General features: G+C 75.2%; 13 protein-coding genes. 4 read left to right on the forward strand and 9 right to left on the reverse strand.

Features of this window, described 5'->3' with window-relative positions; all coding sequences use genetic code 11:
• Positions 1 to 65: 65 nt before the first annotated feature.
• Together ABZ249_RS21850 and ABZ249_RS21855 are read right to left on the reverse strand one after the other, a co-directional pair.
• Positions 66 to 1,127, reverse strand: coding sequence for an ATP-binding cassette domain-containing protein (locus ABZ249_RS21850; RefSeq protein ID WP_355265855.1), 1,062 nt, complete (start codon positions 1,125 to 1,127; stop codon positions 66 to 68).
• Between the two features lie 124 nt (positions 1,128 to 1,251).
• Positions 1,252 to 1,974, reverse strand: a complete 723-nt coding sequence (locus ABZ249_RS21855) for a glyoxalase (RefSeq protein WP_355266012.1) — start codon at positions 1,972 to 1,974, stop codon at positions 1,252 to 1,254.
• Between the two features lie 510 nt (positions 1,975 to 2,484).
• On the opposite strand from ABZ249_RS21855, the gene ABZ249_RS21860 reads away from it, so the two are divergent.
• A complete protein-coding gene (locus ABZ249_RS21860; RefSeq protein WP_355266015.1) occupies positions 2,485 to 3,687 on the forward strand; it encodes an MFS transporter in 1,203 nt (400 codons plus the stop codon).
• Between the two features lie 112 nt (positions 3,688 to 3,799).
• Positions 3,800 to 5,140, forward strand: coding sequence for a GH1 family beta-glucosidase (locus ABZ249_RS21865; protein WP_355265858.1), 1,341 nt, complete (start codon positions 3,800 to 3,802; stop codon positions 5,138 to 5,140).
• Between the two features lie 338 nt (positions 5,141 to 5,478).
• On the opposite strand, the gene ABZ249_RS21870 is transcribed toward ABZ249_RS21865, so the two are convergent.
• The 6 genes from ABZ249_RS21870 to ABZ249_RS21895 all read right to left on the reverse strand — a co-directional run bounded on the left by ABZ249_RS21870 (position 5,479) and on the right by ABZ249_RS21895 (position 13,479).
• The gene (locus tag ABZ249_RS21870; RefSeq protein ID WP_220559812.1) at positions 5,479 to 6,042 is read right to left on the reverse strand and encodes a hypothetical protein; all 564 of its coding nucleotides are present in this window, start codon (positions 6,040 to 6,042) and stop codon (positions 5,479 to 5,481) included.
• Positions 6,043 to 6,187: 145 nt separating this feature from the next.
• On the reverse strand, positions 6,188 to 6,793 hold the full coding sequence (locus ABZ249_RS21875; protein WP_355265861.1) for a TetR/AcrR family transcriptional regulator: 606 nt from the start codon (positions 6,791 to 6,793) through the stop codon (positions 6,188 to 6,190).
• A 59-nt stretch (positions 6,794 to 6,852) separates the two neighbouring features.
• On the reverse strand, positions 6,853 to 8,025 hold the full coding sequence (locus ABZ249_RS21880) for an acyl-CoA dehydrogenase family protein (RefSeq protein ID WP_355265864.1): 1,173 nt from the start codon (positions 8,023 to 8,025) through the stop codon (positions 6,853 to 6,855).
• Positions 8,022 to 10,028, reverse strand: a complete 2,007-nt coding sequence (locus tag ABZ249_RS21885) for a biotin carboxylase N-terminal domain-containing protein (protein ID WP_355266018.1) — start codon at positions 10,026 to 10,028, stop codon at positions 8,022 to 8,024. The genes ABZ249_RS21880 and ABZ249_RS21885 overlap by 4 nt, the downstream gene beginning before the upstream one ends.
• Before the next feature lie 89 nt (positions 10,029 to 10,117).
• On the reverse strand, positions 10,118 to 11,716 hold the full coding sequence (locus ABZ249_RS21890) for a carboxyl transferase domain-containing protein (RefSeq protein ID WP_355265867.1): 1,599 nt from the start codon (positions 11,714 to 11,716) through the stop codon (positions 10,118 to 10,120).
• A complete protein-coding gene (locus ABZ249_RS21895) occupies positions 11,713 to 13,479 on the reverse strand; it encodes an acyclic terpene utilization AtuA family protein (RefSeq protein ID WP_355265870.1) in 1,767 nt (588 codons plus the stop codon). Before ABZ249_RS21895 ends, ABZ249_RS21890 begins: the two co-directional genes overlap by 4 nt.
• Positions 13,480 to 13,607: 128 nt before the next feature.
• On the opposite strand from ABZ249_RS21895, the gene ABZ249_RS21900 reads away from it, so the two are divergent.
• A complete protein-coding gene (locus ABZ249_RS21900; protein ID WP_355265873.1) occupies positions 13,608 to 14,117 on the forward strand; it encodes a hypothetical protein in 510 nt (169 codons plus the stop codon).
• A gap of 836 nt (positions 14,118 to 14,953) precedes the next feature.
• Positions 14,954 to 16,225 (forward strand): ABC transporter substrate-binding protein, encoded by a 1,272-nt coding sequence (locus tag ABZ249_RS21905; protein ID WP_355265876.1) that lies wholly within the window; start codon positions 14,954 to 14,956, stop codon positions 16,223 to 16,225.
• A 60-nt stretch (positions 16,226 to 16,285) separates the two neighbouring features.
• Here ABZ249_RS21905 and ABZ249_RS21910 read toward each other — a convergent pair whose 3' ends face one another.
• Positions 16,286 to 17,575: a thymidine phosphorylase gene (locus ABZ249_RS21910; protein WP_355265879.1), complete on the reverse strand. Its 1,290-nt coding sequence runs from the start codon at positions 17,573 to 17,575 to the stop codon at positions 16,286 to 16,288.
• Between the last annotated feature and the right edge of the window lie 73 nt (positions 17,576 to 17,648).

A 17,648-nucleotide genomic window follows, 5' to 3' on the forward strand; every position in this document is an offset into this window, starting at 1 on the left:
CCGCCCCGGATGTCCGTCCCCACCCCGTGAGGCACCGCCCCCGCCAGCCGGGGCGTGCGGGTCGGTCACGTGGTGCCCGGGGCGGCGGGGACGCCCGCGGCGGGCGGGGCCGGGGCCCCGGCGGCGTCCGCGGGGGACTCGGCGGGGGATCCGGTGAGGCGGAGGAAGACCTCGTCCAGGGTGGGTCGGCGGACGGCCAGGTCCTCCGCCTCGATCCCCTCCGCGTCCAGCGCCCGGACGGCGCGGGCCAGGGCGCCCCGCCGGTCGGCGACCGGGAGGCTGATGCGGCGTGGGCGCTCCCCCTCCCCGGGCGACTGGTCAAACTTGACCAGTTGGTCAAGGTCGAACGCGCCGGAGCCGCCGAAGAGGCGCCCCAGCACGGCGGCGGCCTCGGCCAGGCGGCCCGGGTCCGCGACGACCACGTCGAGCCGGTCGCCGCCGACCAGCCCCTTGAGCCGGTCGGCGGTGCCCTCGGCGATCACCCGGCCGCCGTCGACCACGCTGATGAGATCGGCCAGTTGGTCCGCCTCCTCCAGGTACTGGGTGGTGAGCAGCACCGTGGTCCCCGCGCCCACCAGCGAGCGGACCGACTCCCAGACCTCGGTGCGACCGCGCGGGTCCAGGCCCGTGGTCGGCTCGTCCAGGAACAGCACCGCCGGGTCGACGATGAGCGAGGCCGCCAGGTCCAGGCGGCGGCGCATGCCCCCGCTGTACCCGGACACCGGGCGCTTGCCGGTGTCGGCCAGGCCGAACCGCTCCAGCAGTTCGCCGGCTCGGGCGGCGGCCCGGCGGCCGCCCAGGTGGTGCAGGCGGCCGAACAGTTCGAGGTTCTGCCGCCCGGACAGCTCCTCGTCCAGTGCCGCGTGCTGGCCGAGCAGCCCGATGCGGCGCCGGACGTCGCGCGGCCGGGCGGCGACGTCGATCCCGTCCACCTCCACCCGCCCCCGCTGCACCCGCAGCAGGGTGGCCAGGGTCCGGACCAGCGTGGTCTTGCCCGCGCCGTTGGGCCCCAGGATGGCGTGCACCGTCCCCCGCTCCACGGTCATGTCGAGACCGTCCAGCGCGCGCGTGTCGCCGTAGGCCTTGTACAGCCCCTCCACCAGAACGGCGGGCTCGCGATTCTCCATGGACCCTCCCCATGACTGATCAAGTTTGACTACTGGGAGGAGGGTACTGCCCATCCCGCCTCCTAGTCAAACTTGATTACCTGATGTTCTTCAAACGCCCGGCCCACCGACGGCGCGTCGCCGCTCAGTCGGACAGCCAGCGCCGGAGCTCTCCGGCGTTGCGGAGCTCCGCTTCGACACGGGCCCGCTCCGACTCCGTGAGCCCGATCCCCCGCAGCCGCCCGATCCACTCGGCGCTCCGCTCCCCCTCCCCGAGCGGGACGGACAGCTCGATCAGCATCGCCAGCGCCATCGCCCGCTCCACGGGCGGAGCCCCGTCGCCGTGCCTGCGCAGCCCCGACTTGAGGAAGCGCCAGGCCATCCGGTCGTCGAGCTTGAAGTCGCGGATGATGCGTGCGCCGTCCAGGACCCGGGCCAGGCCCTCCAGGTCCGGCGACCCCCCGTACTCCAGGTCTTCGGGTTCGTCTCGCTGGATGACCATGATCGAGTTGCCCGAGGGGTCCATCACCGTGAACCGGCTCGCCCCGGGCCGGTAGCGGGTGATCCGGGGCAGCCCCCGGGTCGGCACCCGCCCCTTGGCCGCGCGCACGGACGCCACCAGCGCCGCGTGGTAGGCGGCCACGTCGTCGACCAGGACCAGGCAGCCGCCGCTCTCCTCCAGCGCGGGGTCGAGCCCCTTGGGCGCCCGCCCGTAGTGCAGGTGGATTCCGCTCCACTGGAATGCGAGGTAGAGGTAGGGCCGGTGCTGCCGGTAGGTCACCTCGAACCCGAGGGACTGGAAGAAGTCCAGCGTCTCCTCCGCCGAGACGCACGGCAGCAGGGGGACCGTGGTCTCGTTCGGGCGCACGCCCGGCGGCGCGTCCCGCACCGCCGACCCACCCCCCTCCGCGCTTCCGTCGATCCCGCCCCCGGCCTCCGCGACGCCTTCGCCCACGACCCCTCCTTCGCCACACCACTCCCCCTGACACCACAAGACCCGAAAGCCCCGACCGCCCCGGCCCCACAGTCCGCGCCCGGGCCATCGGCACCCCGACCCACGGGAGTGATCAAGTTTGACCAGTGGTGCGAGCCTAGACCACATCACTCCCACTAATCAAGTTTGATCAATCGCGGGAAATGCCGCCTCGGACTTCCACCCGCGCCTGTGACCCACCTAACATGAAGACAATTCACGTTAGGCAGGTGATCCGTGCGCACACCCCCGGCGCCCCCGCCCTCCGAACGCCCCGGCCCCGCCGACCCGCCCCCCGGCACCGGCACCGCCCCCGACACCGCGGCCGCCTCCCCGGCCGGGGCCGCGACCGCCTCCGAACCGGTCCCCGAGGCCCTCGCCGAGCCCGCCTCCCCCGTCGGCGCCCTGTGGGTGGCCGGGATCAGCCTGGCCAACCTCGGCATGTGGATGGCGTTCTTCGGCCCCCTCCAGGTCCTCCTCCCCGAGCAGGTCGGGGCCATAGCCCCGGAGGGCAAGGAGACCGCCCTGGCCTGGGTCACGGGAGTCGGCGCCCTCGTGGCCACGCTCGGCACCCCCCTGGCCGGGGCGCTGTCCGACCGCACCACCGGCCGCCTGGGCCGCCGCCGCCCGTGGGTGCTGCTGGGCGCCGTCCTGGGCGGGATCGGCCTGACCGTCCTGGGCCGCCAGGACAGCGTGGCCGGCGTCCTCGTCGGCTGGTCGCTGGTCCAGGCGGCCCTGTCCCTGCTCAACGCCACCCTGCTCGCCGCCGTCCCGGACCGCGTCCCGGTCCGCCAGCGCGGCGCGGTCTCCGGCTGGGTCGGCATCCCCCAGTCGGCGGGCGTGGTGGTCGCCGTGGTGCTGGTGACCGCGGTGGTCACCCGCGTCGCCCCGGGCTACACGCTCATCGGCGTGCTGCTCATCGCCTGCGCCCTGCCCTTCGCCCTGCTGTCCCCGGATCCCCCGCTGCCGCGCGGGGCCCGCCCGCCCTGGCGCGACCTCGGCCGCGGCTTCTGGGTGTCCCCGCGCCGCCACCCCGACTTCGCCTGGGCCTGGCTCACCCGGTTCCTCATGCAGACCGGCAACGCCATGTTCACCCTCTACCTGCTGTACTTCCTGCGCGACGGCATCGGCTACGAGGAGCTCTTCCCCGGCTCCTCGGCCACCGACGGCCTGCTCCTGCTGATCCTGGTCTACACGGCCGCGGTGGTGGCGAGCACCGTGGTCGCGGGCGTGCTCTCCGACCGCTGGGGGCGCCGCCGCGGCCCGGTGTGCGTGTCCGGCGCGGTGTGCGCGCTCCCGGCGTTCCTGGTGGCGCTGTTCCCGTCCTGGCCGATGACGGTCGCGTGCGCGGTGGTGCTGGGCGTCGGGTTCGGCATCTACCTGTCGGTGGACAACGCCCTGGTCACCGAGGTCCTCCCGGCCGCGGAGGGCCGCGCCAAGGACCTGGGGATCGTGAACATCGCCAGCGCCGGCCCGCAGGTGATCGCCCCGGCGCTGGCCGGCCCGATCGTGGTGTACCTGGGCGGCTACCCGGTCCTGTACACGGTCTGCGGCCTGCTGACCCTGCTGGGCGCCGTCCTGGTGTGGCGCATCAAGGGGGTGGCCTGACCCGCGCCCCGCCCCCGCCCGTACCCCGTACCCCTGTCCCCGCCCTCCCCGGCCGGTCTCCGCTCCCGGACCCGGCACCCGAGGGCACCCGTGCACGAAAGGCGGATCCGTTATGTCGTCACCGTTCCTGTGGGGTGTGGCCTCGGCCGCGTTCCAGGTGGAGGGGGCCCTGGCCGAGGACGGCCGCGGCCCGTCGGTCTGGGACACCTTCGCCGCCCGCCCGGGCGCCGTCCGCGACGGCCACAGCCCGGCCGTGGCCTGCGACCACTACCACCGCTGGCCGCAGGACGTGGACCTGCTCGACCGGCTGGGCGTGAACGCCTACCGCTTCTCGATCGCCTGGCCGCGGGTGGTGCCGCAGGGCACCGGGCCGGTGAACAAGGCGGGCCTGGACTTCTACGACCGGCTGGTCGACGCCCTGCTGGAGCGGGGCATCACCCCGTTCCCGACCCTGTTCCACTGGGACCTGCCCCAGGCCCTGGAGGACGCGGGCGGCTGGTCGTCGCGGGACACCGCGCGGGCGTTCGCCGACTACGCGGCGGTGGTCGCCGACCGGATGGGCGACCGGGTCCCGCGGTGGATCACCCTGAACGAGCCGGTGGTCCACATGGCCTACGGGCACGCGTTCGGGACCCACGCCCCGGGTCACACCCTGGAGGTCCCCGGAGTCCTGGCGGTGGCGCACCACCTGCTGCTCTCCCACGGGCTGGCCGCCGCGGAGCTGCGCTCGCGCGGCCTGGAGGCGCTGCTCACCAACAACCTGAGCCCGGTGCGCGGCCCCCAGGACCCGACCGGCGCCGACCTGGCGGCGGGGGCGGCCTACGACGCCCTGCACAACCGGCTGTTCACCGACCCGGTGCTGCTGGGCTCCTACCCGGACCTGTCGGCGTTCGGCGCGGCGGAGGTGCCGGGGGTGCGCGAGGGGGACCTCGGGGTCATCGCGGGCAGCGCGGACGGCATCGGTGTCAACTACTACAACCCGAGCCTGGTCCTGGCGCCGGAGGAGGGCGCGGGGCTGCCGTTCGCGCTGGGCGAGATCACCGGCGTGCCCACGACGGCGTTCGGGTGGCCGGTGGTCCCCGAGGGGCTGACCGACACGCTGGTGGGGCTGTCGGAGAGGTACGGGGAGGCGCTGCCGCCGCTGTACGTCACCGAGAACGGCTGCTCCTGCGAGGACACCGTGGTCGACGGCCGGGTCGCCGACCCCGGGCGCATCGCCTACCTGGAGTCGCACATCGCCGCCGTGGACGCGGCCCGCGCGCGGGGAGCGGACGTGCGCGGCTACTTCGTGTGGACGCTCACCGACAACTTCGAGTGGGCGGAGGGCTACCACCAGCGGTTCGGCCTCGTGCACGTGGACCACGAGACCCAGGTCCGCACGCCCAAGGACTCCTTCGCCCGCTACCGCGACATCATCGCCGCCCGCACCGGGGCGCCGGACTCCCCCGCCTGACCGCCGCGGGGGCGCGGCCGACCCACCCGGCCGCGCCCCCGCGCGCACCGGAGCCACATCCGTGTCGACGGCCCCAGGGCCACCCGACGGCCGCGCACTGCCCCGTCGGCTCCGCCGGAAAGGACCCACGCGCACCATTAGGGTGCACCGGAGCCACATCCGCGCCAACGGTCCCAGGGCCACGTGACACCATCGTCCCGGCGGCCGCGCACCGCCCCCCCGGCTCCGCCTGAAAGAACCCCACGCGCACCATTAGGGTGCACCGGAATCACATCCGCATCAGCGGCACCGCGACCGGTCGGCGGCCGTGCGCGCTGCCACGCGGCACCGACCGGGGGCTACTCGGCGACGGGGTCCAGGGGGCCGCTGTCGAACCGCTCGGGGGCGTGCTCGCCGCGCTTGCGGGCGGGCTCCCACCACCACCAGTGCGAATCGGGCACCCAGTCGGGCACCTCCTCGCCCGCGGAGGACACCGCGGTCTCGGCCACCGCCTCCAGCGCGTCGTCGATGCGCACCACGGCCTCCAGGTCCTCCTGGCGCAGGAACTCGCGCCAGGGCACGAACTCCTCGGCGAGGATCTGGAGCATGGACCGGCGCCAGCAGGCGGGCCGGTAGCCCTCGTAGCGGCCGTTCTCGGCGGCGGTCTGGCTGCGCACCACGTACAGGCCGAGCCGGTCGGGGTTGTTCCCGCTGACCAGCAGCTCGGCGAGGGTGGACGTGAACTCGCGGCCGGCGGGCGACCGGCGCGCGGCGCGGTCGGTCGCCCGGTAGAGGTCGAACAGCGCGGCGAAGGCCTCGTCCATGAGCGCGTCCCGGTCCCTGCGGCGCGCGGCGCTCTCCGCGAAGGCGTCCAGTGCTCTCCTGGCCAGGGCGGGGATGTCCCTGCCCGCGTCCGCACTCACCTGTCCACCGCCTTTTCCTGTTGTGAGGCTGTTCTCTCGGGGGAGGCGCCACCGGGGGTGTCGGCACGTTCGGTGACGGCCGGGCTTCCGATGATAAACACCGCGTTCGCGGTGCCGCCATCGCGGGAGGCCCGGACGCGCGGCCTCATCCGGCCAGGACCGTGTCGAGCATTCCGGCCCACTGGCGCACGATGCGCCTGCGACGTGCGGTGTCGTCGGTGAGCAGGTTGGCCAGCCCCAGGCCGCGGGCCAGGTCGAGGGTGGCCTGGACGGCCTCGCGCACCCCGGGCCGCGACTCGTCCGCCCCCAGCAGCTCCACCGCGGCCCGGTGCAACTCGCGCCCCACCTGCTCCTCCATCGGGACCACGCTCTCGCGCAGGGCGGGGTCGCTGGCGGCGGCCGCCCACAGCTGCAGGGCGGCCCGGAAGTCGTCCCCGGTGAACGCGTCCACGGCCACCTCCACCACGGCCTCGGTCCGCCCGGGCCCCTCGGGGACCTCGGCGATGCGGCGGCGCAGCTCGGCGCCCCGGGTGTCGAGCATGTGCCGCATGACCGCGAGGAACAGGTCCTCGCGGGTCGGGAAGTGGTGCTGTGCCGCCCCCCGGGACACCCCGGCCGCCTCGGCGACCGCCCCGACGGTGGCTCCGGCCACCCCGTGCCCGGCCAGGCGGCCCACGGCCGCCTCCAGCAGCCGGGCGCGGGTGGCCCGGCTGCGCTCCTGTCTGGGTTCGCGCTCCGCTGCGGTCCCCAACCGTCGCCCCCTCGCTCGCCACCGTGCGGACGCCCGGCCCCCGGGCGCCCGCACCCGAATCAGTACGACTTGGGCAGCCCCAGGGACTGCTGCGCCACGTAGTTGAGGACCATCTCCCGGCTGACCGGGGCGATCCGCGCCAGGCGGGCACTGGCGATCGCCGACCCCAGCCCGTACTCGCTGGCCAGGCCGTTGCCGCCGAGGGTCTGCACGGCCTGGTCGATGGCCCGCACGCACGCCTCCGCCGCGGCGTACTTGGCCATGTTGGCCGCCTCGCCCGCCCCCGCGTCGTCGCCGGAATCGTAACGGAACGCGGCGTGCTGGGTCATCAGCCGGGCCTGTTCCAGCTCGATCTTCACCTGGGCGAGGGGGTGGGCCAGGCCCTGGTGGGCGCCGATGGGGGTGTCCCGCCACACGGTGCGCTCCTTGGCGTAGGCCACGGCCTTGTCGAGGGCGTGCCGGGCGCTGCCGGCGGCCAGGGAGGCGGCCATGATGCGTTCGGGGTTGAGTCCGGCGAACAGCTGCAGGAGCCCGGCGTCGGGGTCGCCGACCAGGGCGTCGGCGGGCAGCCGGACGTCGTCGAGGAACAGCTGGTACTGGTGGTCGGGGCTGACCAGGTCCATCTCGATGCGGTGCTTCTCGAACCCGGGGGTGTCGGTGGGCACCACGAACAGGGCGGCGGAGAGCCTGCCGGTGTCCTCGTCCTGGATGCGGCCCACCACGAGGACCGCGTCGGCGACGTCCACCCCGGAGATGAAGGTCTTGCGCCCGTTGAGGACCCATTGGTCGCCCTCGCGGCGGGCGGTGGTGGTGATCCGGTGGGAGTTGGACCCGGCGTCGGGTTCGGTGATGGCGAAGGCCATGATGGTCTCGCCGGTGGCGATCCCGGGCAGCCAGCGCTCGCGCTGTCCGGGGGTGCCGAAGCGGGACAGGACGGTGCCGCAGATGGCCGGGGACACGACCATCATGAGGGTCGGGCACCCGGCGGCGCTGAGCTCCTCCAGGACGGCGGCCAGGTCGCCGATGCCGCCGCCCCCGCCGCCGTACTCCTCGGGGAGGTTGACACCGAGGTAGCCGAGCTTGCCCGCCTCCCTCCACAGCTCGGTGAGGTAGGCGTCCTCCTTGGCCTTGGCCCGGTAGTACGCGGACCCGTAGCCGCCGGCGAACGCGGAGACCACGGCGCGCAGTTCGACGCGCTCGGGGGGTTCGTTGAAGGTCATGGCTCCGGTCATCGGCTGTGCTGCCCTTCGTAGTCGAGTACGGCCAGGGGGGTTCCGGCGGCGACCCGCTCCCCCGGGGCGACCGGGATCTCCCGGACGGCTCCGGCGGCGGGCGCCGTGATGCGGTGCTCCATCTTCATGGCCTCCATCCGCAGCAGGGTCTGTCCCGCGCGGACCTTCTCCCCCGCCGCGACGTCGACGGAGGTGACGGTGCCCGGCATGGGCGCGGGCAGCGCCCCGGGGTCGACGGCGGCCTCGGGGACGGGCAGGGGGTCGACGCGGGTGAGGGCGACCGACCCGTGCGGGGTGTCGACGTGGATCCGGTCGCCGGAGCCGCGGACGTCGAAGGCGCGCACCAGCCCGTCCACCTCCAGGACGGCCCGGCCGGCGGTGGCCGCGGCGGGGTCGGCCCGGTCGGCGGTGACCGACCGGACGCGCACGCCGGGCCGTTCGGGGACGGGGGCGCCGCGGACGGTGCGGTGGGCCGCGGTGACCTCGCGCCCGTCGTCGGTGGTGTAGCGGCGCAGGTGCGCCCCGGAGGGCAGGTTGCGCCAGTACGCGGGGATCCCGGCGGGCAGGGGCCCGCTCCCGCGGGACGCCTCGGCGCCGACCAGGGCCGCGGCGAGGGCGGCGAGCTCCTCGGTGTCGGGGGCGGCCAGCGGGGTGGCCAGCGCGGTGAGGCGGTCCCCGGTGAGGAAGCCGGTGTGCAGTTCCCAGGGGCGTTCGGCGGCCCGGGCGAACACCGGGTGGCGCAGGACGCGCACGAGCAGGTCGCGGTTGGTGCCCACGCCGTGGACGCGGGCGCCGGCCAGGGCCGCGGCCAGGCGGCGCAGGGCGTCGCGGCGGTCGCGGCCGTGGGCGACGACCTTGGCGAGCATGGGGTCGAAGTCCGTGCCGACGGCGTCCCCGGCCTCCACCCCGGAGTCCAGGCGCACGCCGGGGCCTGCGGGCCGGTCGAAGCGCGCTGTGGCGGCGGGGACCTCGAACGCGGTGAGCACGCCGGTGCGCGGCCGCCACCCCTGCCGCGGGTCCTCGGCGTAGAGGCGCACCTCGACGGCGTGCCCGGCGGGCGGGGGCGGGCCGCCGTCGGGCAGCGGCTCGCCCTCCGCGATCCGGATCTGCCATTCGACCAGGTCCAGCCCGGTGACGCATTCGGTGACGGGGTGCTCGACCTGGAGCCGGGTGTTCATCTCCAGGAACACGGGCGTGCCGAACGCGCCGCCGCCCCCTTCGCCGGGCGGACGGACCAGGACGAGGAACTCGGCGGTCCCCGCGCCGACGTAGCCGATGGCGCGGGCCAGACCGCGGGCGGCCTCGTGCAGTCCGCGGCGCACGTCCTCGGGCAGGCCCGGGGCGGGGGCCTCCTCGACCACCTTCTGGTGGCGGCGCTGCACCGAGCAGTCGCGTTCGCCGACGGCCCACACGGTGCCGTGGGCGTCCGCGAGGATCTGCACCTCGATGTGGCGCCCGCGCTCCACGTACGGCTCGCAGAACACCTCCGGGGCGCCGAACGCGGCGGCGGCCTCGGCGCGGGCGGCCTCCGCCTCGGCGGGCAGGTCGGCGAGGTCGCGGACCACGCGCATGCCCCGTCCCCCGCCGCCGGCGGAGGCCTTGACCAGGACGGGCAGGTCCTCGGCGCGCACGTCGGCGGGGTCCAGGGAGGCGGCGACGGGGACCCCCGCCGCGCGGGCGGTCTCCTTGGCGCGGGTCTTGGAGCCCATGCCCTCGATGGCGTCGGCGCCGGGCCCCACCCAGGTGAGCCCGGCGGCGGTGACCGCGCGGGCCAGGGCGGGGTTCTCGGACAGGAAGCCGTAGCCGGGGTGGACGGCGTCGGCCCCGGCGGTGCGGGCCGCGGCCACGATCGCGCCGGGGTCGAGGTAGGCGTCCACGGGCCCGCCCCCGGCGGGGACCGGGAGGGGGACGGCGGTGTCGGCCTCGGCGACGTGGGCGGCGGCCTCCTCCCCCGGGGCGTGCACGGCGACGGTGCCGATGCCCAGGGTGCGGCAGGTGCGCATGACGCGGCGCGCGATCTCGCCGCGGTTGGCGACCAGCAGGGTCGTGATGGGTCGGGGGTGCTCGGTCGGAGTGGTGGTCACGGGTGCCCTCACATTCGGAAGACGCCGAAGCGGTCGGTGCCGCGCACCGGGGCGTTGTGGGCGAAGGACAGGCACAGTCCCAGGACGGTGCGGGTGTCGCGGGGGTCGATGACGCCGTCGTCGTAGACCCGCCCGGACAGGAACAGGGGCAGGGACTCGGCCTCGATCTGTCCCTCGACCATCTGCCGGACCAGGGCGTCCTGCTCCTCGTCGTAGGGCCGCCCCTTGCGGGCCGCGGACTGGCGGGCGACGATCGACAGCACCTCGGCGAGCTGGCGGGGGCCCATGACGGCGGAGCGGGCGCTGGGCCAGGCGAACAGGAACCTGGGGTCGTAGGCGCGGCCGCACATGCCGTAGTGGCCGGCCCCGTAGGAGGCGCCCACCAGCACCGAGAAGTGGGGGACGGTGCTGTTGGAGACGGCGTTGATCATCATCGAGCCGTGCTTGATGATGCCGCCCTGCTCGTACTCGCGGCCGACCATGTAGCCGGTGGTGTTGTGCAGGAACACCAGCGGGATGTGGGCCCGGTTGGCGAGCTGGATGAACTGGGTGGCCTTGTGCGCCTCGGCGCTGAACAGCACCCCGTTGGCGTTGGCGAGGATACCGACCGGGTACCCGTGCAGGTCGGCCCAGCCGGTGACCAGTCCGCCGCCGTAGGCGGGCTTGAACTCGTCGAACTCCGAGCCGTCGACGATGCGGGCGATGATCTCGCGGGGGTCGACGGGGACCTTGAGGTCGGGCGGCATGACGCCGACGAGGTCCTCGACCGGGTGGAGCGGCTCGCGGGCGCCCGCGGCGGGCGCGGGCCCGGCCTTGCGGTGGCCCAGCCGGGCGACGATGCGGCGGCCGATGCGCAGGGCGTCGTGCTCGTCCCGGGCGAGGTGGTCGGCCAGGCCGGACACCTCCGCGTGCATGCGGGCGCCGCCCAGCGACTCGTCGTCGCTCTCCTCCCCGGTGGCGGCCTTGACCAGGGGCGGGCCGCCGAGGAACACCTTGGCGCGGTCGCGGACCATGACGACGTGGTCGCTCATGCCGGGGATGTAGGCGCCGCCCGCGGTGGAGTTGCCGAACACCAGCGCGACGGTGGGGATCCCCTCGGCGGACAGCCGGGTGAGGTCGCGGAAGGTCCGCCCGCCGGGGATGAAGATCTCCTTCTGGGAGGGCAGGTCGGCGCCGCCGGACTCCACCAGGCTGATCATCGGCATCCGGTTCTGCGCGGCGATCTCCCCGGCCCGGTGGGACTTCTTGAGCGTCCAGGGGTTGCTGGCGCCGCCGCGGACGGTGGGGTCGTTGGCGACGATGACGCACTCGACCCCCGAGACCACGCCGACGCCGGTGATCAGGCTCGCGCCGACGGTGTACTCGCTGCCCCAGCCCGCCAGCGGCGACAGCTCCAGGAAGGGCGATCCCTCGTCGAGGAGGAGTTCGACGCGCTCCCGGGCGGTGAGCTTGCCGCGGGAGCGGTGGCGCTCGACGTACCTGTCGCCGCCCCCGGCCAGCGCCTTGGCGTGTTCGGCGTCGATCTCGGCGAGTCTGCCGAGCATGGCCTCGCGGGCCCGGGCGAACTCCGCGGACCCGGTGTCGATCCTGCTGTCGAGCACGGTCACGGGCGGGCCTCCCCGGGTGCGGGCAGAAGGGACTCCGGGAGCGGCAGGCGGCGGGCGCGCAGCCACTCGCCGAGGCCCTTGGCCTGCGGGTCCGGTCCCCCGCGGCGGGCGGTGCCGGGGGCGAGCATGCCCTCGATCCAGAAGTTGGCGGCGCGCAGGTGCGGCAGCAGGTGGCGGGTGACCTCGAGGCCGGCGGTCTCGGGGAGCAGCTCGCGCAGCAGGTCGACGGTGAGCCGGTGGGCGAGCCAGCGCCATCCCTCGTCGTCGCGGGCCCAGACGCCGAGGTTGGCGTCGGCGCCCTTGTCGCCGCTGCGGGCGCCCAGGACCAGCCCCAGCGGGGCCTCGCGCACGGGCCCCTCGGGCAGCGGCGGCGGCAGCGGGGGCTCGGGCACCTCCTCCAGCGGCCGGGTGGTCTTCGGAGGGGCGATGACGAGGCGGTCGCCGTCGGGCAGGATCGCGGTGTGCTCGACCTCGGCGGCGGGCACGAACGCGTGGCTCGCGATCACCCCGTCGGGGCGGGCGTCGCGCGGCGGGGAGGTGAGGTGGAACCCGGCGTAGCCCGCCAGCGCCAGTTCCACGGCGGCGGCCCCGAAGGGGCGGCCGACGACCGCGGGGTCGTGGTCGCGGGCGGTGACGCGCAGTCGGGCGGTGGCCGCGTCCTGGGTGTCGCCGTGGGGGTCGGCGGCGGGGACGAACTCGAAGTCCAGCTCCTCGGGGCGGCGCCGCGCCAGGGCGGCGCGCAGCTGGCGCTCGGCCCAGGCGGCCTTCTCCCGGGCGTCCAGGCCGGTGATGAGCAGGTCGACCTCGTTGCGGAAGCCGGTGAGGCCGGTGAGGCCGACCTTGAGGTCGGGCGGCGGGGCCTCCCCGCGGACCCCGGACAGGCGCACCCGGTCGGGGCCCTCCTGCTCCAGGCGGACGGTGTCCAGGCGGGCGGTGACGTCGGGGCCCGGGTAGCGGGCCCCGGCGATCTCGTACACCAGCTGGGCGGTGACGGTTCCGGTGGTGACGGCGCCGCCGGTGCCGGGGTGCTTGGTGATGACCGCGGAGCCGTCGGCGTGGATCTCGGCGACCGGGAAGCCGGGCCGGTCCAGGTCGTACCCCTCGCGGCGCAGCTCGCCGGCGAAGGCGTAGTTGCCGCCGGTGGCCTGGGCGCCGCATTCGATCACGTGCCCGGCGACGGTGGCCCCGGCCAGGGCGTCGAGGTCGTCGCGGGTCCAGCCGAAGTGGGAGATGGCGGGGCCGACGGCGAGGGAGGCGTCGGTGACCCGGCCGGTGACGACGATGTCGGCCCCGGCGTCCAGGCAGGCGGCGATGCCGAACGCTCCCAGGTAGGCGTTGGCGGTGAGGGGGCCGTCCAGGCCCAGCTCCTCGGCGCGGTGCAGCAGGTCGTCGCCGGTGACGTAGGCGATGCGGGGGTCGAAGCCGAGGGATTCGGCGAGCTCGGTGAGCCGGTCCGCCAGGCCCTGGGGGTTGAGGCCGCCCGCGTTGGTGACGACCCTGATGCGGCGTTCCAGGATGAGGGCGAGGCTCTCGCGCATCTGCCGCAGGAAGGTCCTGGCATAGCCGCGGCCGGGGTCGGCGAGCTGGTCCCGGCCGAGGATGGCCATGGTGAGTTCGGCCAGGTAGTCACCGGTGAGGACGTCGACCGGTCCTCCGGTGATCATCTCGTGGACGGCGGAGAGGCGGTCCCCGTAGAAACCGGAGGCGTTGCCGACCCACAGCGAGGGCGTATCGGTCATGGTGATGAGAGTGACACCGGACACATGAAAAAACAAGCACTCGTGATTGTTTTTCTGTTATCGCGCTTTTCATCACGATATGGCCGGAACCGGCCACGGAGCGTGGGTTATCACCCTCGGGGAACCGGGGAGCGAGCGGATATTTTGTCCGGGTGAGCACCTCCGAGAACACCACCCCCGCCGACGACGCCGCCTCCGACGACACCCCCGCCGCGGCCGCCCCCGCCGACGACACCCCCGCCGCGGCCGCCCCCGCCGACGACACCCCCGAGGCGAACGCCCCGGCCGCCGACGCCTTCCTGGACGCCGGGCGCGCGGCGAGCGCGCCGGGCGTCCTGTCGGCCGAGACCTTCGCCCTGGCCTCCCTGCTGCTGCTCGCACCGGCGGCGACCGGGCAGCGCCTGTTCGAGCTCTTCGGCCGGTTCGCCTTCACCGATGTCACGCTGGAGACCGAGGGCCACCTGGCCTCCGTCAACGCCGACCTGCTCGCCTACGGCGGGCTGGGCGTGCTGACCGTGCTGACGGCGTCGCTGTCGCTGTTCCTGGGCCGAGCGACGACCCGCCCCTGGGCGTGCTGGCTGTCCTCGGCGACGGTGCTGGCCGGCGGCCTGTTCGTGGTCCTGGCCATCGTCACCTACGTCATCGCGGCGGGCCGGATCTGACGGGCCCGCCGAGGGTCGGGACTGCTAGGATGCGCAAACCCTGACAAGTAAGGCATAAGCCACATAAAGGCCGCCTTCTCCCGTGCCCCGGAGACCATCCCCCTTGGCATCCCCCTCCCCGGTGCGCCGCCCCCGGCCCCTGCCCGGTGCCCGCGTCGCCCCCCTCATCATCGTCATGGCCGCCGCCGGTACGGCCCCGGCCCGCTCCCCCGCCACCGGCCGCACCGGTGCCGCCCGGGTCCCCACCGGCGGGCCGGCCCCGGCCTCCTCCCCAGAGGTTCCCCCCGGGCCCCCTGCCATCGGGTACGCGCCCCCGGGCCATGCGAGGAGAACGGCCCCGTCACCGGCGAGGCGGCCGCGCCCGTCCGCGTCCGGGTGGCCCGCATGGACCGCCCAGGGGGCGCCCTCGCGGCCCCTCCACGCGAACCGACCCCGCCCTCCGCACCGGACGGCCCTCGAGGGGGCATCTCCGCGGACCCGCCGTGCGAACTGCCCCCGCCCTGCGCACCGGACGGACCCCCAGGGGGCACCCTCGCGGACCCGCCGCGCGGGTCGGCACGTGTCGGCCCCTTCGGCACCGGCGCAGTGATCCCCGCCGAGGGCCCGCCGGGGTCCACGCCGGCGGGAACACCCGCCCGGGCACCCCGGCGGAGCGGCTCCACACCACCGTCCCGGCCGTGCCCGGCGGGCGAACCCCCGCGCACGACGCTCAGGAAGGCGCGGCGCCCGCGGGCCCGCGCGTCCCGAACCCCCCTGGCCCGGCCCCGGCCCCCGGCCCGCCGAACCGACCACGGCGGCACCCGCCGCCGGCATCCCCATTCCCCCTTCGGAGAACCATGACCACCCCTCCCCCTCCTCTGCCCGAGACACCCGCGCCCGCCGCGCCGAAGGCGCCGAACCGGCGCCCGCTGGTCATCGGCGCGGTGGCCCTGGCCGTCGTCCTCATGGGCGCCGCCGCGGGCGCGGCCTACTGGCTGCGCACCCCGTCGGTCGGCGACCCCCTGGCGGTCTCCCCCGAGCCCCTGGCCCTGGGGCTGTTCTCCGCCGAGGGCAGCACGGGGCCCAAGCAGGAGGCCATCGCCCTCGCCCTGGAGGAGATCAACGCCGTCGGCGGCGTGCTCGGCCACGAGGTGGCCGCCCCGGTCGCGTCGGAGGACGCCGGGGACCTGCTGGGCGCCGACCTGGACGCCGTGCTGGGCTCCCACGCGATGGGCGGCGAACAGCTGCTCCCGGGGCTGCTCGAGGCGGGCACCCTCTACTGCGGCAACGCCGAGCCCTACACCACGACACCGGGCTTCGGGGACGGCCTGTACTTCTCCGCGATCCCGGGCCAGGACCAGATGGTGCGGGCGCTGGTCCGGCTGGCCGCCGAGGACGGCCGCGAGAAGATCGTGGTACCGCACACGCCGGGCAGCGAGGTCTGGCTGGACGCCATCACCGCCGAGGCCCAGGCCCACGGCGTCGAGGTCGTCGGAGTGGACCTCCTGCGGGCCATGGCGGACCCGTTCTCCGACGCAACGGGGGCGGCGGAGCTGCTGGAGGAGGGGGCGGACGCCGTCATCCCCCTGGACCCGACCGCCGTGGTGGTCACCGAATCCCTGATGGACCACGGCCTTCCGGCCGAGGGCGTCTACCTCCCCGGCCTCCCGCTCGTCGCGAACCCGACCGCCCCGCTGGACTCCCTCGGCCCGGCCGGGTCGACCGTGGTCCGCCACCACTCGGGCGGCGAGCGCTTCCCGGAGATCGAGTGGGGCTCCTCCGACAGCGGGGACATGTCCTACGCCGCCCAGTTCGGCGGGGTGACGGCCGCGCTGTACGACTGCGTGAACCTGGTCGCCCTGGCCGCCGAGGCCGCGGGCTCGGTCGAGCCCGCCGAGGTCGCCGCCCGGATGCCCGCGGTGAGCGCGGGCGGCCGGGAGTGCACCGGGTACCAGGACTGCGTGGCCCGTGTCCGCGCCGGGCAGGACATCGCCTACGTCGGCCCGCGCGGTCCGCTCACCTGGGACGACGGCAACCTGCTGGTGGACGTGCCGTTCGAGGTGATACGCCTGCACGGCGAGGGCGAGCCCGTGGACACCGAGGTCCGCACCTTCTCCCTGGGCTCCTGACCCGCTCCCCGCGGGGCGGGCGCCGGGGTCCCGGTGCCCGCCCCGCGGCGTGCACGGCGGTCAGGCGATGCGGTCGATGACGATCGGGCCCGGCTCGAAGACGCCGTCCGGGTCGATGTCGAAGGCGCCCTCCAGCGCGGCCGCGCCGCGCTCGAAGCGCTCCGGCTCGTCCGCGTGCAGGGTGAACAGCGGCTCGCCGGCCGCGACGGTCTCCCCCGGCTTGGCGTGCAGGGTCACTCCCGCGCCGAAGGACACCGCGTCCTCCTTGCGGGCGCGGCCCGCGCCCAGGCGCCAGGCTGCCAGGCCCACCTGGTAGGCGTCCAGGCGGGTGAGCACGCCCGAGGCCGGGGCGAGCACGGTGCGGCGCTCGGCCGCCTGCGGCAGCGGGGCGTCCGGGTCGCCGCCCTGGGCGCGGATCAGCCGCTTCCACGACTCCAGGGCACTGCCGTCCCGGAGCGCCTCGGCGGGGTCCTTGACCCCGTTCTCGCCCGGGGTGAGCCCCGCGGCGGCGAGCATCTCCCGGGCCAGGGCCACGGTCAGCTCCACCACGTCGGCCGGGCCGCCCCCGGAGAGCACCTCCACGGACTCGGCGACCTCCAGGGCGTTGCCCACCTGGCGTCCCAGCGGCACGGACATGTCCGTGATGAGCGCGACCGTGCGCACCCCGTGGTCGGTGCCGATGTCCACCATGGTGCGGGCCAGCTCGCGGGCCGAGTCGACGTCCTTCATGAACGCCCCCGACCCCGCCTTGACGTCCAGCACCAGGGCGCCGGTGCCCTCGGCGAGCTTCTTGCTCATGATGGAGGCCGAGATCAGCGGGATCGACTCCACGGTCCCGGTGACGTCGCGCAGCGCGTACAGCTTGCGGTCGGCCGGGGCCAGCCCCTCGCCGGCCGCGCAGATCACCCCGCCGGTGTCGGCGAGCACGGACCGCATCTCGTCGGTGCTCAGGGCTGCCCGCCAGCCCGGGATGGACTCCAGCTTGTCCAGGGTGCCGCCGGTGTGCCCCAGGCCCCGGCCGGACAGCTGGGGCACCGCCGCGCCGCAGGCGGCGACGGTGGGGGTGAGCGGCAGCGTGATCTTGTCGCCCACGCCCCCGGTGGAGTGCTTGTCGGTGGTGGGCCGGTCCAGGTCGGAGAAGTCGAGCCGGACGCCGGAGGCCAGCATCGCCTCGGTCCACCGGGACACCTCGGCGCGGTTCATGCCGCGCAGGAAGATCGCCATGGCCAGCGCCGACATCTGCTCCTCGGCGACCGCGCCGCGGGTGTAGGCGTCGATCACCCAGTCGATCTGCTCCGGAGTGAGCTCTCCCCCGTCGCGTTTGGCGCGGATGATCTCGATGACGTCCATGTCATTCCTTCCGGGAGAAAACGGGTCTCCCCGGCCGCCGCCGTTCGGGCGGCGACCGGGGAGAGGGATGGTG

This window comes from Nocardiopsis sp. NPDC006139 (genome assembly GCF_040614155.1).
Lineage (GTDB): Bacteria > Actinomycetota > Actinomycetes > Streptosporangiales > Streptosporangiaceae > Nocardiopsis > Nocardiopsis changdeensis.

Excerpts from the sequence above, each read along its gene's own strand:
- ABZ249_RS21885 (WP_355266018.1), bottom strand. The coding sequence starts at position 10,028 with ATGCGCACCTGCCGCACCCTGGGCATCGGCACCGTCGCCGTGCACGCC.
- ABZ249_RS21905 (WP_355265876.1), top strand. The coding sequence starts at position 14,954 with ATGACCACCCCTCCCCCTCCTCTGCCCGAGACACCCGCGCCCGCCGCG.
- ABZ249_RS21850 (WP_355265855.1), bottom strand. The coding sequence starts at position 1,127 with ATGGAGAATCGCGAGCCCGCCGTTCTGGTGGAGGGGCTGTACAAGGCC.
- ABZ249_RS21910 (WP_355265879.1), bottom strand. The coding sequence starts at position 17,575 with ATGGACGTCATCGAGATCATCCGCGCCAAACGCGACGGGGGAGAGCTC.
- ABZ249_RS21880 (WP_355265864.1), bottom strand. The coding sequence starts at position 8,025 with ATGACCGGAGCCATGACCTTCAACGAACCCCCCGAGCGCGTCGAACTG.
- ABZ249_RS21865 (WP_355265858.1), top strand. The coding sequence starts at position 3,800 with ATGTCGTCACCGTTCCTGTGGGGTGTGGCCTCGGCCGCGTTCCAGGTG.